Origin of the sequence: Sphingobacterium humi, assembly GCF_009768885.1 — a bacterium.
In the GTDB taxonomy this organism is placed as follows: domain Bacteria; phylum Bacteroidota; class Bacteroidia; order Sphingobacteriales; family Sphingobacteriaceae; genus Sphingobacterium; species Sphingobacterium humi.
The window spans coordinates 257,734-276,349 of sequence record NZ_WSQA01000001.1; the positions used below are offsets into that span (position 1 = coordinate 257,734).

An 18,616-nucleotide genomic window follows, 5' to 3' on the forward strand; every position below is an offset into this window, starting at 1 on the left:
AGGTTAGGGCATTTTTTTAAATCCTTCAGCTTTTATTTTCCAAGAACCATCCTGCGGAAATCCGGGGTAAGTGTTGTTTTCGCCGTCCCAGCCTTCCAACATCATCGCCACGGCAGCTAATACGCCACCATTGCCCGGTAGGTAAATCCGTAAGCGACCATCCTGGTAGTTATGGCCATTTTTTAAATAAGTATTCGTCTGTATATCCATAAACAGGGCATCCAAAGCTTTTTGGGGTTGCTTTAAGCGCGCAGCATTCATCGCTACCATCGGGAAATCCCAACCCCAGGTTTCTGTCCAAAACCAAGTCTTCCAAACTGTATCCAAGGTATTTTTCATCACCTGCTTATCCAGCTTCGGCGACTCGGGCACCATGCCCAAGGCACCCAATACACTAGGGTGGTCGGTGCGCCATTTCGGATTGGTATAGGAATCCGTGGCCGTTTCTGTCGCCAGGTAAACGCCATCCTGCACCGGTAGTTTCGCCAGCTTATCAATCACGGTTTGCCATTTTTGCTCTTTCGGCAGTCCTAAACGTTCTTTCCATTGCTGCGCAATGCCTAAAGCCCAATCCCAATAGGCAACTTCATAAGTTGGGTTCCGCGTTTCCGCCGCACGAAATACCTCCTGTGCCGGAATCACCCCTAAACCTAAATTGTAGCGATCGTTCGCTTCATCGAAATGGGCAAAATCCGCCATAAACTCCGCCGTTTGAAACACCAGGTCCTGGTATTTTTTCAATACCTCCGGATCTTGTTTATCCCGATAGGCCAATTCCGCCAAATAGATCAGGTGGGGCTGCTCCCAAATCAAAAAGGCAGCCACCGAGGAAGGACTTTCATTCCCTTCTAAATCTGTCATTTTTATCCAGCGCACGCCTTTATAGCCTTGGCGTTCCGCTAATGCACGGGCCTTATCCTGCGTTCTGAAATAGTAGCCCATGGATTTCTCCAGGTATTTCGGGCGGCCCCATAAGGCAAAATGAACCGCATGCCACCAATGCATTTCCGTGTGTGGCTTGCCATACCAGCTGTTAAAGGTTAATCCGGTTTCTTGTGGTGGGTTTTCACCCGTACATTGCACCTTGGTGAGGTATTGCGAGAGCACCACCCGACGTTCCAACTCTTGGGCCCGCGGGTCGCTGCTGCCGGCAAAATCAACCGCAGCACCCGACTGCCAAAACGATTCCCAAGCTTGGCTGCTGGCCTGCGCTACAGCGGCATAGCCTGCAAGCTTCCCGGCGGCAGGTGCCTCCGGCAAAAAGCGACAGGAAAAATCAAAGCTTTGCAAAGACTTATCCGGTTGATACACAAACTCATGCTGTCCGGCAGCTGACATGCTCCCTTTCGAATATTGCGCCTGGCTATAATACAAGGCCGAACTTAACTGATGCTTCAATAAGGCGCCATCATTCGTTTGTTTCAGGATGGCCGATTGGTGTTGATCCGCATCTGCATAATTGGCGGCTTCATCCAAAAACGTCCCTGTAGGGTATGGATAGCGAATAAAAACCTGCAACCTCCCTTTGCCAATTAAGGGCGATGCAACATGCACGGCAATCAGATCTTCCTGCGGATGGGCCGCCGTCTTCACCTCTACGCGCTCGCCTTCCAGCGTAAAACGACTATGGATTATGCCCGTCCAAGGATCCAACTCTTGCTGAATATCCTTAATATCTGTTGCTTTGGCTTTTTGGCCATTCTTCAACAGCAATTGCAAGCCCACATTGCCCAATTGCAAACGGTGCGCATTCACCCGAAAGTAATCCGTCGCTTCTTTGGCTCTTCCGGCTTCTTTATGCTGAATACTATATAAGGCTTGCCGACCATCCTGATTAAAATCATAGGCCTTTAGGGTTTCCTCAAATTTGTAATTCCCCGTATTCGGAAAGCTATTCCAACCCCAATCACTCTGCGTACCTAGCGATACGCCTTTCTGATAATAGCTCGGGAATGACTGCATACCGGTCGCATCCACGGTATAGGCAAATTGACCATTCCCTACCGTGAGGGAGGCCAGGGTATCCATGCTGGTATTTTGAACCTTATGGCGACTGACTACGGCCTTGCGGTCTATTTTTGATTGTGCCCCTGCCGAAGGTGCCAATGCCATCAGCATTATCCCAAGGCAGGTTATTAACAAAGGTTTCCTCATATTATGCGGTATATTTTATAGGTTTAAATGAATTCTCTTGCTTAGTCTGTTAAAAAACTGACACCCATTAGGCCGATCACCACATCATTGCAATGGGCGCGTAGGCTAATCGATTGAATTTCTTTTGTTGGGTTTAGGGCTAAGTCCAATAGGGTTGCCGCTCCACCTTCCACCGCACGCGTTGTAAAGCCCTTAATGCTGCTGTATTGCGGCAATTGCCCAGCACGATATACTTCCCCATTCTTCAATTGCACACGGTATGGAATCTGCTCGTCGGCCAACTCAAAGGCATAACCATTATCGTAATAGTCTTGCTCTATCGGACACCAGTTCGTCGGATTATGTAATACCAAACTATCCTGACTACCGTCCTTGTATTGTATGCTGACATAGCCTTGCTCCATTTGCGATTGCATCGGATTAGTAGATCCTGCCATTAGCAAATACGCTTTCTTGGCCTTGCCAACGCTTACCGGAATCGTCAAATTCGTCGGATAATTATCCCATTGACTACAAAAAGCGATGTTCTGCTGCTCCCCTTGAATGAAGAATGGAATATCCAATATCTGCAATACATTGGCTTTACGTGCCTGCATCAATCCGCTATCATCCAATTCCGCTTGCGTCAGCGGATAACACCAATTCCCAATGCCCTGCCATGGCAGTTGCAAGGTTGGCCCTTCAGGTCTAGGGCTTAAATATTGTTGTTGAAAAATAGCTTGTGCACGGCCATTATAAGATGCCGAAATATCCTGGGTTTTAATACGTCCTGCATGGGGCAACTCCCAGTCGAACAGATCCAGCACCTGTTTATCCTGACCAACCGACAAGGAAATGCGATTGGTTCCTCGATTTAAGCTGGCTTGCGGAATGTTTAATCGTTCCGCAGCCCCCGGCTTTAATTCCAAGGTTTGCTGCCAATTGCCCAATTGTAGCTGCACGGTCTGCGAAACTTGAGAACGGTTGCTTAATTGCAAATGATGGCCTTGGCTATCCTTTTGAAATTGATGCTGTATCGCATGCCCTAGGGCTACATTTACGGCATGCCAGGCTTCACTTGTCCCCTGCTTTGCTTTCGCGAAAAATGTACCTTGCCGTTCCTGCGACTTAAACTGTATTGTTTTGCCTTGCTGCTGTTGCACTAATCCCTGCGGATCATAAATTTCCAACAACTGCTCCTGCGGCTGTAGTGGTAAATCCCAAGCATCGCTATAGGCGAGGGCATACGAATCAGAAGCGAAGGCTTGCCAATGCCCGCTACCCTGAATCTCCAGCTTAAAATCTTGGCCCTTCGGGCAGTTAATCAGTAGCATGGGTTGTCCCACGGCATCTGTCTTCCAGCTCCAAGCCAGGGGTTTTCCATTTAAGCGTACCGATTGAATCGTTTGAAAATCAACAGGAATGGCTAAACGCAAGGCTAAATCCTGACCATACTCCTGACGGAAAGATAAGGTTAATTTATCTCCTTGTTTCTGGTAATCGTACTGCCATTGAGGTACAGTAAGGCTGGCTTCCTTCCAATCCCTTGGAAAGCCCGGACGAATGCGGATTTCCTGGTCTAATAAATGAGGTTCAACGCCAAACAAGCCTTCTACCAGGCTGCGGGCAGCCATCGCAATCGGATCGGCAAAATCACGATACAATTCGCCACGAACGGCATCGTAATGCGATAATTGATGGAAATTACCCGGACTCTTCCCAAAATACATACTCTCTAATAAATTGCTGCGCCACAGCACATACGCATCCTCCTTGCTGCCCCCTTGCCAGAATGCCAGGGCTGTATGTAAGTTTTCAGCGAGGGCAACATTATTCACCGACCAGGTATAAGGTTGCCAATTTGTGCTCGCCAAAGTATACAGCCCCTGGCCTTCCATTCCGGCCACACGGATCGGAATTTTAGGGATATGCTGATGCACGTATTGAATCTGTTGGTAATGCTCAAAAGGATTGAGGAAATGCGCATCTGCCGTATGGTAGATGGTCCATAAACCCGGCATTTTATGCAGCAATTTATTGCCCAAGGCATCCTGGAATTCGGCAAAATGACCTTGATCGGCCAGCCATAACCTAGATTTTAAAGCCTTTTCAATTTTATCGGCCTCCTGATGATAGAGGCTCCCATCGATACCCAATAGCCCACATAATTTTGCGGCAAAGCGATTGGCGCGCAAGTTATAGGCCGAGGTATGACTCACCCCTCCCCCTGAATATTGCAAACCATCGCTGGCCCAAATGGCACAATAGGCATCGTAAAGCCCATCCTTATCCCGATCAAAGTTTCGCCGTTCCCAAGCCAGGTGCCGCTCAAAGTAGGGCCATAGCTGCCGGATATACGCCAGATCGCCGGTATGGTTAAAATGAGTCAATAGCTGATCAAAAAAGACCAGGTTCATATCGTAATGATGCGCAATGCGGTTATTATTGGGATTGCGGGAAATATAACCACTGGAGAACATGGCGGTGCCCATACGTTCCACATGGCGCGCTAAATGCAAGGCCGTGTCCATTTCAACCGCTGCTGTTGCCGGTTCTAAAACCTGCGACTGGCTATAGGCGTTAAAATGGGTTCTCGCCCGATCATGCCAGCCCAACGCATCAGCTACAGAAGCACCCCGCCAAGCATTTAACGGCATCCGCCAAGCTACAGCACCATGCAGAAAGGTTGGGCTTTCCCACACCCCGTCTGCGGCCATCACTAATGCTCCTGCCATCGTGTTGATGAGGCTATCCGGCGTGTGCAATTGCACCCGCGCTAACATGCCCTTGCGCTTCGCTTCAGCCCGTTGAAAAACCTGCTCCAAAGGCCTTGTTTTTAAGCTGCCCTTACTAATGGAAACCCATTGTGGTTTTGATAAATCTGTATAATAGGCATAGGCCATGGGCGCATCGGAATTCAAAGGCGCACGCAGCTTCGTTAAATCATCCAAGGCACTAGCATTGGCTGTGGCCAATACGGGCGTTCCGGAAAAGGAACCCGCCAACTGCTGAGCCTGCCCTTTACGACCTGTAAAATGCAGGTCGAAGCTGTTTTTCTTCAATACAAAGCGATTGCCTTTGGCATGCGCTTCCGTTAAATAAAATCCCGATTCGGGGTCAGCACCAATATCGCCGTTTCTACTGAAAGAGGTTCCGCTGGCGCCGCCATAAAGAACATAAAGTGCGGTATTCTTGGGCAGCTGTTTCCCTTGCCATTGCAATATCAAGCCTTCCTCCTCTGCCTGTGCCAATACCTGAATTTCCAGCGTCCCTTTCCCTAGAAAAGGATCTTGAATCCTATACAACATGGATCCTGCACGATAGCGCGTTTCGATATGGGCGGCATCGATTAATTTCTTCCGCTGCCCGGCAGATTCCAAGACAAATTGCAAATTACCTCCCATGCCCGGAAGGTAAAGTGCAAATTCCGGCAAATCGCCAGCCTCCACACGAGAAGCCCGATTATCGCCGTATAAAGCCCGGTTAAACCGTAGTTTCCCCGACTTCAACAAAAAATCGCCCTTATCCTGCGTATAATGCAAAGGACGTATAACTTCCATTTCCTCTTTTGTCTGCGCCATCGTCAGGCCATGCCCAGCCAAACAGGCCGCTAATAAATAAAGCTTCAGCCTATTTTTCATGCTTCAGGGCTTTAATCTCTTGACCATTTATTTTCACATTTTCCAGGCGTACATCCTGTAAGTGATCTACCTGATAGGCTTGCTCCACGCCATCGATCTCGCAATTGATCATCGTAAAATGACGAACCGGCGAGGAAGGATAGGAACGGGAAAGAACCCCATATTTGCCTCCCTTGGTTACTTTCATATTTTCAACCCAGATGTTACGAATCGTAGGGATATGGTTTCCGGGTTTTTCATAAAACATATTGAAACGAACTGCAGCCTCTTTATAAGTGCCCACTTTCGTGTTGTAGCAAAAAACATTTTCAATGGTACCACCGCGGCTCGAGCTGGTTTTAATACGCAGCGCACGGTCTAACTGGGGGCTATCCATCGTATTGTTCAGCGCATAGATATTCCTTGCACCGCCAGCAATTTCACTACCGATCACCACCCCGCCGTGGCCATCTTTCATCATGCTGTTTTCAATGATATGGTTCTCTGCCGGGCGGCCGATATTGCGGCCATCTTCATCCCGTCCCGATTTTATGGCAATGCAATCATCGCCTGTATCGAAGTAGCAATCACGAATCCATACGTTTTTACAAGCCTCCGGATCGCAACCATCGTTATTAGGACCATGACTAACAATCGTGACCTTCTCGATCAATACATTTTCACATAAAACCGGATTGAGGTTCCACATCGGCGAATTGATCATTTTTACACCGGATATCCACACATTCTTACAACGATAGGGCTGCACAAAGTTGGGACGCAGGAAATGGCCATCGCCATAGATGCGCTTCCGCGGATCCATTTCCTGGGCCATCTGCTGATGCAATACCGCCCGTGCAGGCTTCTGCTCCCCCGGACGGCCTTCATGCCAGCCGTATTTCCGCGCACCACACCAGTACCACCAATGGTCGTTATTGGAATTACCATCCAATAAACCTTCTCCGGTAATGGCTATATTCTCCTCTTCATAAGCATAGATAAAGGGTGAATAGTTCATACATTCCATCCCCTCCCAACGGGTAAACACCATCGGGTAATCGGAACTATCGCGACTGAATAAGAGCGTGGCGCCCTTTTCCAAATGCAGGTTTACATTGCTTTTCAAATAAATAGCGCCGGTTAAAAAGACACCCTCCGGCACCAATACCCGACCGCCACCGGCAGCCGAGCAGCTTTCAATCGCTTTTTTTAAGGCTTCCGTATTTTTGGTCTGTCCATCGCCCACAGCACCATAAGCCGTAATTTTAAAATCACGATCGGCAAATACGGGTTGAACGATCTGTTGCTTTAAGGCATCAACCTCCGCTAAAATCTCTTCTGTATTTTTCCAAACTTTTTCCTGCCCGAATCCAATGCTTTGAATCCCCAAAACTAGACAGCAGTATACGAATAGCTCCTTCATGTGTAATGTTATTTTTAAAGTAGTCTAGCCAACAAGATAATAAAATGACCAACATGCCTGTGACCTGCCCTATCCTGTGATTTATGCGCTATTATGTTGTTTTACAGGTGGTTAGATGCGTTTTAAAGAAGAATGAATTCAGGAAGGGAGGCAAGTAAGGAGACGTGTTTTACCGTGCTGTCATCGTGAGCGGAGTCGAACGACTGGTACGTCAATGCAATCAACCGTGCTTAACAATCTTATTAATAGCGTTTTAAAGCAACATATTATTGGTCGCTATCACGTTTTGTACCAAACTTTTAAATAATAAAATTATGTTTTTTTGGAGGTACTGACGTACCAGTCGTTCGTGGTTCGACTCCGCTCACCATGACAAAATTATGACAAACTCACCATACCACCTTCCGCTCTCACCCTTTCCTCTCCCCTTTCTCACCCCTTTCTCACCCGTATCAATCCCCTTTGCAAAGGGCTGAACATCGGCTATGAAAAGAAAGTAAAAAGCAAAAGCAAAGACCATTTCCAAAAGCAGGGCTACGCTTAAACAAAATAACCCCGCCTGTTATAGCGGGGTATCTAACTTAGAGGTCTTATGAAACCTCCTCAATCAACCTTACTTATTTCACAACAAGTAACCTATTAAAACTAATATATTGCCATATTCATTAATATCCAGGGTTTTGTTGGTACAGTCCTGGTTTGGTGTCCAGCTCCGATTGCGGGATTGGATACAGCACGTAATTTACCTGGAAGTCTTCCATTTGGTTCATCACATCCTCTTTGGCAATCCAGGCTTTCATCACCGATTCCACCTCGCCGGAGCGGATCAAGTCGAACCAACGACTGCCTTCGCCCACAAATTCACGACGACGTTCTTCTAATAATTGTGCTTTCGTTACCCCAGCTAAGTTTCCGCTTAAGCCGGCACGCGCACGCACTTGGTTCACAACGGCATCCACTTCGGTGGCTTTATTGCCGGCGGCACCATTCAGAATACATTCTGCTTTGAGCAGCAGCACATCCGTATAGCGGAATACGATGTAATTGATCGGCCAGTCCATGCGGCTGGTTTTTGGCACCTTAGTGATATCGACAAACTTCTTCACGAAAGAACGTGTTTCTACCACATTGCCGTAGGTATAGCCCGATTCGATGCTAAAGGTTTTACGCACATCTGTATCGCTGTATTTGGCCAATAGATCTTCCGCAACCGGACGAATCATTAAGCCCCCCTGCGTTCCAAAACCTTTGGACTGGAACCAGGTATCGGGTACTAAAACCCATGGGAAGGTGGAACCCACCACCGGATTACTGCCGCTGGAATATTCGATATTAAAAATAACCTCCTTATTGCGCTCATTATCATAGTTGAAGATGGAAGCATAGCTATCTAAAAAGGCAAACTCCTTACTCTGGATAATATCATTGAATTGTGCAGCTGCTTTTTCCCATTCCTGGCTGTTCAAACCCGGGCCTTCAATGCCCAGATTAGGGCCGGAACGCGTCATATAGACTAAGCCCAACAGCATTTTCGCTGAGAATTTATTGGCTCGGCCCTTATCGGCAGTGGCATAGCCACTAGGTGCCGGCAAGGCATTAATAGCCGCTTCCAGGTCTTGAATAATAAAATCATACACCGCAGATACGGGGCTACGCTGAATTTCGGAAGCCTCGTTATTGGACACCACCCGATCGATGATCGGCAGCTTCCCAAAGTAGCGCAGCAAATCGAAATAGAAGAACGCGCGTAAATAACGCACTTCGCCTTCCATTCTCTTGCGCAAGCCCTCATCGGTAATGACGGTTGTACCTTTGCTTTGCAATTGTTCCAGGTAGTTATTGGCCCGGAATATTCCCGTAAAATTACTCTGCCAAGCATCCACCACATAAGGATTGGAGGCGATGGTTCTGTGGAAGCTGTTTACCCCTTCCCAATCGCGTACTCCCCCATCAGATACGGCGTATAGATTATCGGAACGTGTTTCCGACAGGTTTAACAAGCGATCGGGGAAGGAACGTGAAGCGGCATATACGGCATTTAAGCCTTGATTAAAATCGTGTGCGGTTTGGAAGAATGTTTCGGAAGTCGCACTGGCTAGGGGCTGTTGATCCAGCTCCATATCGCAGGAGCTCAACAGGCCTAAGCTTAATAAAACATAAAATATCTTTTTCATTGCTTAGAAAGTCAAATTAATACCAAAGGTTATTGTTTTCGGTAAGGCAAGGCCTCCGTAGTCACCCGGTTCTGCATAGGTCGAGCTACCACTTAAGTTGGTGTTTGTTGCCTCTGGGTTGGCCCCACCGTCATACTTATCTCTACCCCAGTAGTTTTCTAAGGTAACATAAAGACGACCGTTCTGTAAGAAGGAGGCTCCGGCAAGTTTCACATCTTTGAAGTTATAGCCGAAGGTCACTTGTCTTAAGCGCCAATAATCTGAAGAATACAACCAGTCGGTATTTTTGATACGACCAAAGGTAGAATAGGCTTTACCCACACGTCCGTCTCCCGGATCTTCTTCCGAGCGCCAGCGATCTCGGTAAAAACCTAAGGCATTATCCACGGTGCCTTGTCCGGTACGGCCTAAGGCTCTACCCAATAGGGAATAGATATGTCCGCCGGTTTGGCCTTGGAACATAAAGCTGACATCGAACTTTTTATAACGGATATCGTTGGTAATCCCCCAAATAAAGTCCGGGTTCGGATGGCCAACAATCACGCGGTCATCGGCGTCGATTACACCATCGCCATTGGCATCCACATAGTGAGGGTCACCCGCTTGCTGGCTACCATATACCGGCACATTATTGTCGATATCGGCTTGCGAAAGGATGCCATCCTGTTGTACCACATAAATGCTGTACATCGGCTGTCCCACCTGTAAAATACTGTGCTGAATATCAAATGAGGATGGGATCAGCAATTGCTGCTGATCGCCAACTAAGCGTACTACTTTGTTTTTGTTATGGCTTAAGTTGAAGGATGTGGACCAGGAAAAGTTTTCATTCTGCCAGTTTTGCGAACGCAGTTCCAAATCCCAACCTTGGCTTTTCACTTCCCCGGCATTATCCAATACCGACCCAAATCCGGTGGCCAACAGGGTTGGCACATTCAGCAAGAGGTTGCTACTGGTGCGGGTATAATAGTCGAAGGAACCTGTTAAGCGCGACTTCCAAAAGCCAAAGTCTACCCCCACGTTGAAGGTTCTAGATTTCTCCCAGGTAATATCCGGGTTAATGATATTGCTTGGCGCCTGCCCTGCAGCGGAGGTACCGTTCCAGGAATAATTGTAGTTTCCAAGCATGGCAATACCTGAATAATCGCCGATATTGTTGTTTCCGGACTCACCGTAACTTACCCGCCATTTCAACTCCGAAAGGTCTTCCCATTGTTTCAAGAAAGGCTCTTCCGAGGCGCGCCATCCTACCGATACCGATGGGAACCAACCCCACTTGGTATTTAAGCCAAAGCGAGAGGAACCATCGCGACGCACACTAGCCGAAAGCAAGTATTTCGATAAATAAGCGTATTGAATACGTCCGAAATAAGATAACATCAAGTTCTTGGTCGCCCCGGTACTGGAAACGGTTCCTACTGCCCCATTCAAGGTTTTGATGGCAGAGGTGGTGTATCCCCCTTGCGAGGTGATGGAATTATTTTCAAAACGATCGTAGTTATAAGCATGCCCCAACAAAGCTTGAATGCTATGGTTGCCAATTTCTACATCGTAGTTTAAGGTATTTTCATTCACGAGGGTCTGTCTTCTATAAGAGCTGTTTTGCCCGTAAGTCGCTAAGTTCGGGTTGGCCAAACGGTTCGCTAAGGTACCGGCAATGGTATACGGCATATAGGAGAAGCCTTGACGATCGGCATGATCGACGTTTAAGGTGGTTTTAAACGTTAAGTTGTCCAATATTTTGTATTGCAAATAGGTGCTGGCAATAATTCTGGCGATTTTACTCTCCCCAATATAGTTGTTCAGCTTGGCAATAGGATCGTTGGTGGAGGTACTCCACGGATAACGTTCATTTTCAAAAACATTTACCGAGCCGGCAGCATGATCTTGCACCGGAGTCATCGAATAGATTTGGTGGATAATATTATCTTTTCCTTCAATACCAGGGTCGTTTGTGATGGAGTATGTAGGGGCTAGATTTAAGCCTACGGTGAACTTCTTCGACGCTTTCACATCCACATTGGCACGCATGGTATAGTTTTTATATTTCAATCCCTGGATAATGCCCTGTTGATCTAGGTAGTTTCCGGAAATGTAGTAATTGACAAAGTCTGTACCGCCGGATGCTGAAAGCTGGTAATTCTGGGCTAATCCTTTGCGGTAGGCTTCCTCTTGCCAATCGATAAGGTATAGACCCGGCTGACCATCTTGCAACCAACGCTCATCATACATCAAGGACGTATTGTAAGTGCCCGGTGCTAATTTTAGGATGGTCCGTCTTTCGTCGGTGGTTTGGCTGGCCGTACGATTCGGTCCGGATGCAACCCAAGCGGCATCGATCATTTCTTTGGCTCGATCGATCCATTCCAGCCCATTTAACATATCTAACTTGCGATAGGCTTGTGAGGACCCCAAATAGGTGTTGAAATTGATTTTGGCCTGACCGGTTTTGCCGCGTTTGGTGGTAATCAATACCACACCGTTGGCGGCACGTGAACCATAGATCGCTGCCGCAGAAGCATCTTTCAACACTTCGATGGACTCGATATCGCTAGGGTTCATGTTGTCTAATGGGTTTCCGGCGGAATAATTACCGGATCCATTTTGGGAGGCCGTTGCTAATGGGAAACCATCGACCACATAGAGCGGCTCTGAACCGGCCGTAATAGACCCTGAGCCCCGTACCTGTACAGAAAGACCTTTCCCCGGAACACCGGTATTTTGTTTCACCCGCACACCGGACATCTGCCCTACTAAGGCTTGATCTACCCGTGCAATCGGACGTTCTTCTAAGCCTTCGGCATTCATTTTTGAAACCGGGGCAATCACGTTTGTACGTCGTTGCGATCCGTATCCAATCACGACAACCTCATCCAGGCGTTCATCCTTAGCGGTTAAGGTGACCTGCAGCGGGTTTTGGTTTTGAATTTTTAATCGATGTGTTTCATAATCAACGGAGGTAAATAGCAAAGTTTCCCCAGGCTTTGCTTGAATTTGGAAGTTCCCCTGCGCATCGGTAGGTACTACCCGGGTTTTGTCTTCCTCCACCGTAACAGTTACGCCTGCCAGTGGTTTTTGTTGGCTATCTACTACTGTTCCTTGAATCTGCTGCTGCGCCAGTAAGGGGCTCCAGCCGGCAACAAGAAGGAGTAAAATAGCACGCATCCAATACTTAATTTTCATGGCTTACTCTTGTTTTAGTTTATTATTTGGTTACTTTTCAAAGGTGATGATTGCGATTACTAGCCTTTAATAGCTAATGAGCTGAATAGGTCCTTGCAATCCGGACTCCATCACGGCCCATTTGCCGGCATCAAAGGGTTCGTAATTTATATTGACAAAATTTATTTCATGATAGTTCCGCCAGGTAATCTTCTGCTGATCCATATAGCGAATGCGATTGGCCATCAGGTTGCTTACCTCAATACGGATGCTGTTTTTGCCGTCTTTCAGGTAGGCAGCGATATCAAGCTGATACGGCTGTGCCCAGATATAGCCTGCGTCTTGCCCATTAACAAAGATTTGGGCACTTTCGCCTAAGCCATCTAGGTTTAAGCGATAGTTTTTTTGCTGTTCTTTTTTCAACTGAAACGTCGTTTCGTAAGCAGCGGTTCCTGAAAAATTTTGATAGGACGACTCCTTGAAATCCGTCCAGTATTGCAGCTTCTTCAGCGTCTTACCCGTAGGTAGCTTCGGGCCACCTTTTACAAAACTGAGCTTCCACGGCTGATTAAAGACTGGCAGCACTTTTTCGTTCTCCAAGTAGCGGAAGGCCGGTAAGGCCGGCGTACTTTGATCAACCTTCAAGATCCAAGCGTAACCGGGTTCTAATTGCACTCGAATGCGCCCCTCTTGGATAGGCAGTTGTTTTAGTTCGCCCGATTGCGGATCCATTAAGCTGATGGAAGATCCCTCGGCCTGTAATTTTACCCAGGTATCAACGGCCTTCGCCTGATGATTTACGAGGTAATAATAATGTGCGCCATCGGCTATTCTGCGATGGAACTTTAAACCGGTACGGCTAAGTTCCTCGCCAAATAGCTTTTCTGTTTCCAAGGCAGAGACAATATCTTGGGTTAAATACACTTTCCCTTTGCCGTAGCGGCTATACTGATTCGGCTCATTCGCATCGAATCCTATTTTTTGCCATAGGGCTTGTAATTTTTGCTGTCGTTTTTCGACATCATGATAGCCCGGTACCTGCTGCGGCACTGCCTGAAACAGCAAGGTTGCCCCTTGTTCTGCCAAGCTGAGCAGCTGCGCTAAGGTTTCTTCCGAGAAATACTGGGTTTCTGGTATAAAGATCGCTTGATAAGGTTTCGCTTCCGCATGGGTTCGCAAATGCCCTTGATCGAATGTGGTACGACTTAACTGCTGATCGGAAATAAAGTCGACACCATATCCCCGTCTTTGCAGGTTCATGCTTTGCTTGTAAAAGGCGGTAGGCCACAACCAATGGTCTACATGATGCACGCTTAATTGCTTAAAAGCCTTATCCTGATCGTGCCAGATATCATAAATCGGCCAATAGATTAACAGTTCATTATCGGCTTGCGTACTTTGCAAAATCGACTGCACGCGTGTGATGTATTGGTTTAAGCCCAATAGGTTCGACCAAAATGGGTTATGATGGGTGAAATTTACCGAGGCATAAAACAACCAGCCTGGAAATGGAACATCCTCCGGGCTATAGGTGGTTCCGTGATAAAACACATGGTTTACACCCGATAAAAAGAGTTGCTCGACCTCGGGTTTGGCCTGCGATAAGGACGTACGGAAATGCTCGGTTAACCAGGTAAAGGTTTCCGAGGAGGTTAGTTTCTTTCCTTGGGTATGGCTTGCAGAACTAGCAAATTTAAACATCATGGGATCGGGATCTACATTGCGTACATCCGCAGAATCCCGACGTAAATGTGGGATATCAAATGCACTGGAACCGAAGGTCTCGCATTCGGCAATATCGGTGCTGCCGTAGAGGTCCAAAAGATTACCCGGTGAGCCATGGGCTTGATTTTTTGATAGGCTGCCCATTTGATGCGCGAATTGCGTAAATGGACGCAGGAAATGTTGCTCGAGGATTTCGCTGACTACCTCGCGGTAATCGGATTTTAAGCGCGCTTCCGCGTCTTTATCATCACTTTTACCGGAAAAGGCATACAGATGGTCTTCCAGTTTATAGCCTTTGATCCGTTCAAAATCTGCTAAGAAAGCATCGGTCCAATCGGCGCCATACACCTCGTAACTATCGTTAAAAAAGGCGCGGACTCCCGTTGCTTCGGTACCGAAGGCTTGTTGAAAATGCTTGAAATAGGATTGTACGGAGGCGGTTCCCAAATGGTCCAGGGTAAAGCCTTCACCTCCCGGGGCGGCGCGTTTCACCTTCTGACCGGTCCGTCCTGAAAGCATGGCATAGACCTTCAAATTTGCAGGTGCTGTCCAGCTTCCCTGCTCCTTTTTCAACAAGTGATCGAGATTTATCTGCTCGCCTTTGCTGTTGTAGCCGCGTAAGGCCAAGGCCTGGGTATAGGTTTGCTTCGGGTCTTGGCTTTTTAAGGGCAAGGCTAAGGTTTCGCCGTGTTTCAAATTCCATTCTTCCAGCAGCAATTTTGTTGCTGCATAGTGTTGGGAAACCTGGGGTCCACCAAAGGGCCATCCGGTGCCTAAATTTAAGTCGACCTCCATGCCCAGGCGATCGGCCTGCTGGCTGGTATAGCGCAATAGCGATAACCAGGATGGACTTAAAAAGGAAACATAACGGCTTTCAAAGCCCTTAGCCCCGTAAATAGGCGTCACCTCGACCCCACCAAAGCCTACTTGCTGCAGGCGTTGCAATTCTAGGGAAATATTTTTTTGATCTACAGCAGAGCCTGGCCACCACCATCGGGTCCAAGGTTTCATTTCTTTTTGCACGCTAGGCCAGCTGGTTTGCGCAGCCGCTGAAAGCTGCAATAAGCTTACTAAACTGAGGCTATATATCCATTTTTTCTTCATCATGTTTAATCCAAATGAAATACCAGGGTTAGCGGATGGGTAACAGGTGAATAATCGGAATGGGTATCCATGATTTCAGCCATGTATTTCCACCAGCGTTTTAAGACTTCTTTTTCTTTTAAATTGCTGATGCCGGTTTCTTCTTGCCGATGCACAGCGAACAGCAATAAGGACTCCTCATCGAGGAAGATGGAATAATCGGAAATACCATTTTCCTGCAGCAGCTGTTTCATTTCTGGCCACAGTTCGGCATGCCGCCTTTTGTACTCGGCGATGTAGCCTGGTTTCAGTTTCATGGTAAATGCAATTCTTTCCATGTTAGTTTCGTTTATAGATATCTACTTCGATTATACTCAACATATGCTTGCTGTTGGCATCATTGCGGGCGACACCATCATCGAGTTTCTTGCCACCCACTTCGGCATGTTGATTACGGTCTTTATTTTCCGCAGCCTCCCGAAGGGCAATCTTTACTGTTTTGCCTTTTACCGCAGGGAACTGCACATGCCAATAGCCTAAGCTGGTTGCTGTGTTCCCCTCGAATACCAATTGATCGTCGATGTAAATAGCTAGCGGATATATCTTTGAGCGGAAATTATTAAGCTTGAGATCAATCTCATCGATGTAGGTCTTTTTCTCTAGGGTATAACTTACCCAGGCCGTATTCAAGGAACCATCATTTGCCCAATCGCTCAATTCATTATCATCAAAAGAAGCGGCAGCATCACCTTGATTCGCGCCGGCCTGCACCGATTTAATGGCTAAGGACGTACGCGTATATTTCAAGGACCCTTCCTGTAAGCCTTCATGACGACCATAATAGGCTGGAAGGTTTTCATTCGAAGCCTTTTTAAAGTAGCTGCCTTGGCTTTCAATGCCCTGCACATCAAACTCGAGGGTATCACCTTTTAAACCGTTGGAGTTGGCAATGAGTTTTACTTTGCCGGCTTTGTTATACTGTGTTCTTAGCAGCACGCGATTGATGCCTGCTTCAGCAGGTAAAGAGGTAGACCCGATGTAATTTGCAGGTCCTTGCGCCAGGCCTCCCAACCAATCTATAGCGCCTTCTACAGCAAAATCAACCATAGGACTGACCGTAGGACAACGCTGTCCGTTTGCATCAAGTATTTGCACCTCTGCCAAAACCATATCATTTCCATCTGCAAATAAGCCGTTGGCACCGTGTTTTAAGCTAAGTTTCACCGATGCAGGGGCTCCTGCCGTTTTTAGGGTCTGTTCCTGTATAACTTGCTTATGCTGATCGTAGGCACGCGCCGTCAATTCCCCGGCTTCAAAAGCAACCTGTGGGAATGTGAATTGAAAATGATGGCTACGTTGGCCAAAGCCTAAGCTTTTGCCATTCAGCAATAGCTCTACCTGCTCGGCCGCTGAGGCCACATACAGGTCTTTGACCGTGCCGGGCTCGTAATTCCAATGCCCGATAATATGCAAGCCTTTAGGATCGGGATCTACCCAGCCATTCCACATGGCTTGATGCACGTAATAGGCATCTTTGGGGATGCGCATGGCATCAACTTCACCACTGCGGCGGTAATTTTCTTCACCACGGTAATGGGTATTGGAATCTGAGAAAATAATATTTAAGCCCCCGGCATTTACCCGACGTCCAGTTCCCGGACGCACGCGCCAATACTCGTACCAGCGGCGGATGGCTTCCAAAGCAAATTGATCTTGATTGCGGTTGTAATCGCTGGCATCATTGCCCTTGTATAAGGGGCCTTTGCCTTCCGGATGATAAGGATAGGTATAAGGATCCCAGTATTTGCGCAAGGCCTCATCGCGCATGTACTCCGTAGCAATCATGGGATGCTTTGCGCTTTTATTGATGTATAGCATTTCGCCCCCATATTCGGCGATTTTACTATCCAACATTTCACGTGAACCAATGGCTCGTCCGCCATGTGGATCATATTGATCGCGAATAGCCTTCATTTGTGCCATATGTTCCTCAGAAATGGACTCGTTGCCACTTTCATAGAGGATAACACTCGGGTTATTGCGGTAATAGATGATGGCATCGCGCATTAAAGCCAGGCGTTGCTCCCAGCGTCTTCCTTCTACATCTTTTTCAGCATCGCCTGCCGGTAGCATCTGCATCAGTCCTACCCGATCGCAGGACTCTACATCCTGCTTCCAGGGACTTACATGCATCCATCGCACCATATTTGCATGGCTCTCTACCATCAACTGATTACTAAAATCGCTAAGCCATGGGGCTACCGATAGGCCTACATTGGGCCACTCGTTGCTGGTTCGTTGGGCATAGCCTTTTACCATCAATACCTGATCGTTTAAATAGAGCATGCCGTTTTTAAAGGCCGTTTTACGGAAGCCTGTCTGGGTAGTCTGCCGATCTTGTAACTGCCCGTCCACATAGAGGTTGCTCTCGATACGATAGAGGTAGCCATAGCCCCAGTTCCAGAACTGCACATCGTTCAGATCGGTTTGCAGGGATAATTTCTCCTTGCTATTCGCTTTAGCCTGAAAGGCTTGTTTTACGGTTTTTTTAAGCTTCCCTTCGGCATCGAAGACCTTAATTTCCCACTCGCCCTTTGCGGCGTTGCCTTCATTGGCGACTTCGCTCTCCACATGAAGTTTTATTTTCTTCTTAGGGATTTGAATGTCGGAGGCATAAACATACATGCCCGTTGTTCCTAAATTGGAGTATAAAGGCAGGGTTTGATGTAGCTTATGCTTGAAATGTATCCATACGTTTTTAGGGATGCCCCCATAATTGGCATTAAAATTCTTATCGTTCCACTGGAAGGGAGAATTGCTATCCTTTTCGGTATAGTCCCAGCGGTTGTCGGTACGGATAGCAAGAATATTGGGGCCCTCTTGGAGATATTGGCTAATATCTAAACCTACGGCCATCACGCCATTTTCATGACGTGCCACCCAGCGGCCATTGAGGTAAAATTCGGCTCCGAATCGAAGGCCCTCAAATTCTAGAAAAACTTTATCGTGGGGAACTCCTTGGGGGAGTTCGAATGTTTTGCGATACCAGGCGATGCCGGTTTGATGCTCGTGGATGGGACGCAGAAAGGCGTCGCCTTCATTCCAGGCATGAGGCAAAGTAACCGCCTTCCAATTGCTTTCATCGGCTTTGATCTCTTTGGCATCTTGTGGATCGCCTACCAATAGTTTCCAATCGGCATTGAAGCTCCAGGTCACATTCTGCTGTGCCAAAGCCATTGCCGATGAAAATAGGCTGCCAATAAGCGCGATGAAAAACAAGTTTATCTTCATGGTTG

General features: G+C 47.4%; 8 protein-coding genes. All 8 read right to left on the bottom strand.

The window, feature by feature from the left end:
• Positions 1–3: 3 nt before the first annotated feature.
• A complete protein-coding gene (locus GQF63_RS01010; RefSeq protein ID WP_160367229.1) occupies positions 4–2,154 on the bottom strand; it encodes a hypothetical protein in 2,151 nt (716 codons plus the stop codon).
• Between the two features lie 41 nt (positions 2,155–2,195).
• On the bottom strand, positions 2,196–5,774 hold the full coding sequence (locus GQF63_RS01015) for a DUF4450 domain-containing protein (RefSeq protein ID WP_160367230.1): 3,579 nt from the start codon (positions 5,772–5,774) through the stop codon (positions 2,196–2,198).
• Positions 5,764–7,176 (bottom strand): glycoside hydrolase family 28 protein, encoded by a 1,413-nt coding sequence (locus GQF63_RS01020; RefSeq protein ID WP_160367231.1) that lies wholly within the window; start codon positions 7,174–7,176, stop codon positions 5,764–5,766. The genes GQF63_RS01015 and GQF63_RS01020 overlap by 11 nt, the downstream gene beginning before the upstream one ends.
• 665 nt (positions 7,177–7,841) lie before the next feature.
• Complete coding sequence (locus tag GQF63_RS01025; RefSeq protein WP_160367232.1) at positions 7,842–9,350, bottom strand: RagB/SusD family nutrient uptake outer membrane protein; 1,509 nt, start codon at positions 9,348–9,350, stop codon at positions 7,842–7,844.
• A gap of 3 nt (positions 9,351–9,353) precedes the next feature.
• The gene (locus GQF63_RS01030) at positions 9,354–12,533 is read right to left on the bottom strand and encodes a SusC/RagA family TonB-linked outer membrane protein (protein ID WP_160367233.1); all 3,180 of its coding nucleotides are present in this window, start codon (positions 12,531–12,533) and stop codon (positions 9,354–9,356) included.
• A 66-nt stretch (positions 12,534–12,599) separates the two neighbouring features.
• A complete protein-coding gene (locus GQF63_RS01035) occupies positions 12,600–15,344 on the bottom strand; it encodes a glycosyl hydrolase (protein WP_160367234.1) in 2,745 nt (914 codons plus the stop codon).
• A 2-nt stretch (positions 15,345–15,346) separates the two neighbouring features.
• Positions 15,347–15,658, bottom strand: coding sequence for an L-rhamnose mutarotase (gene rhaM, locus GQF63_RS01040; RefSeq protein ID WP_160367235.1), 312 nt, complete (start codon positions 15,656–15,658; stop codon positions 15,347–15,349).
• Position 15,659: 1 nt separating this feature from the next.
• Complete coding sequence (locus GQF63_RS01045; protein ID WP_160367236.1) at positions 15,660–18,611, bottom strand: DUF4982 domain-containing protein; 2,952 nt, start codon at positions 18,609–18,611, stop codon at positions 15,660–15,662.
• Positions 18,612–18,616: the final 5 nt, after the last annotated feature.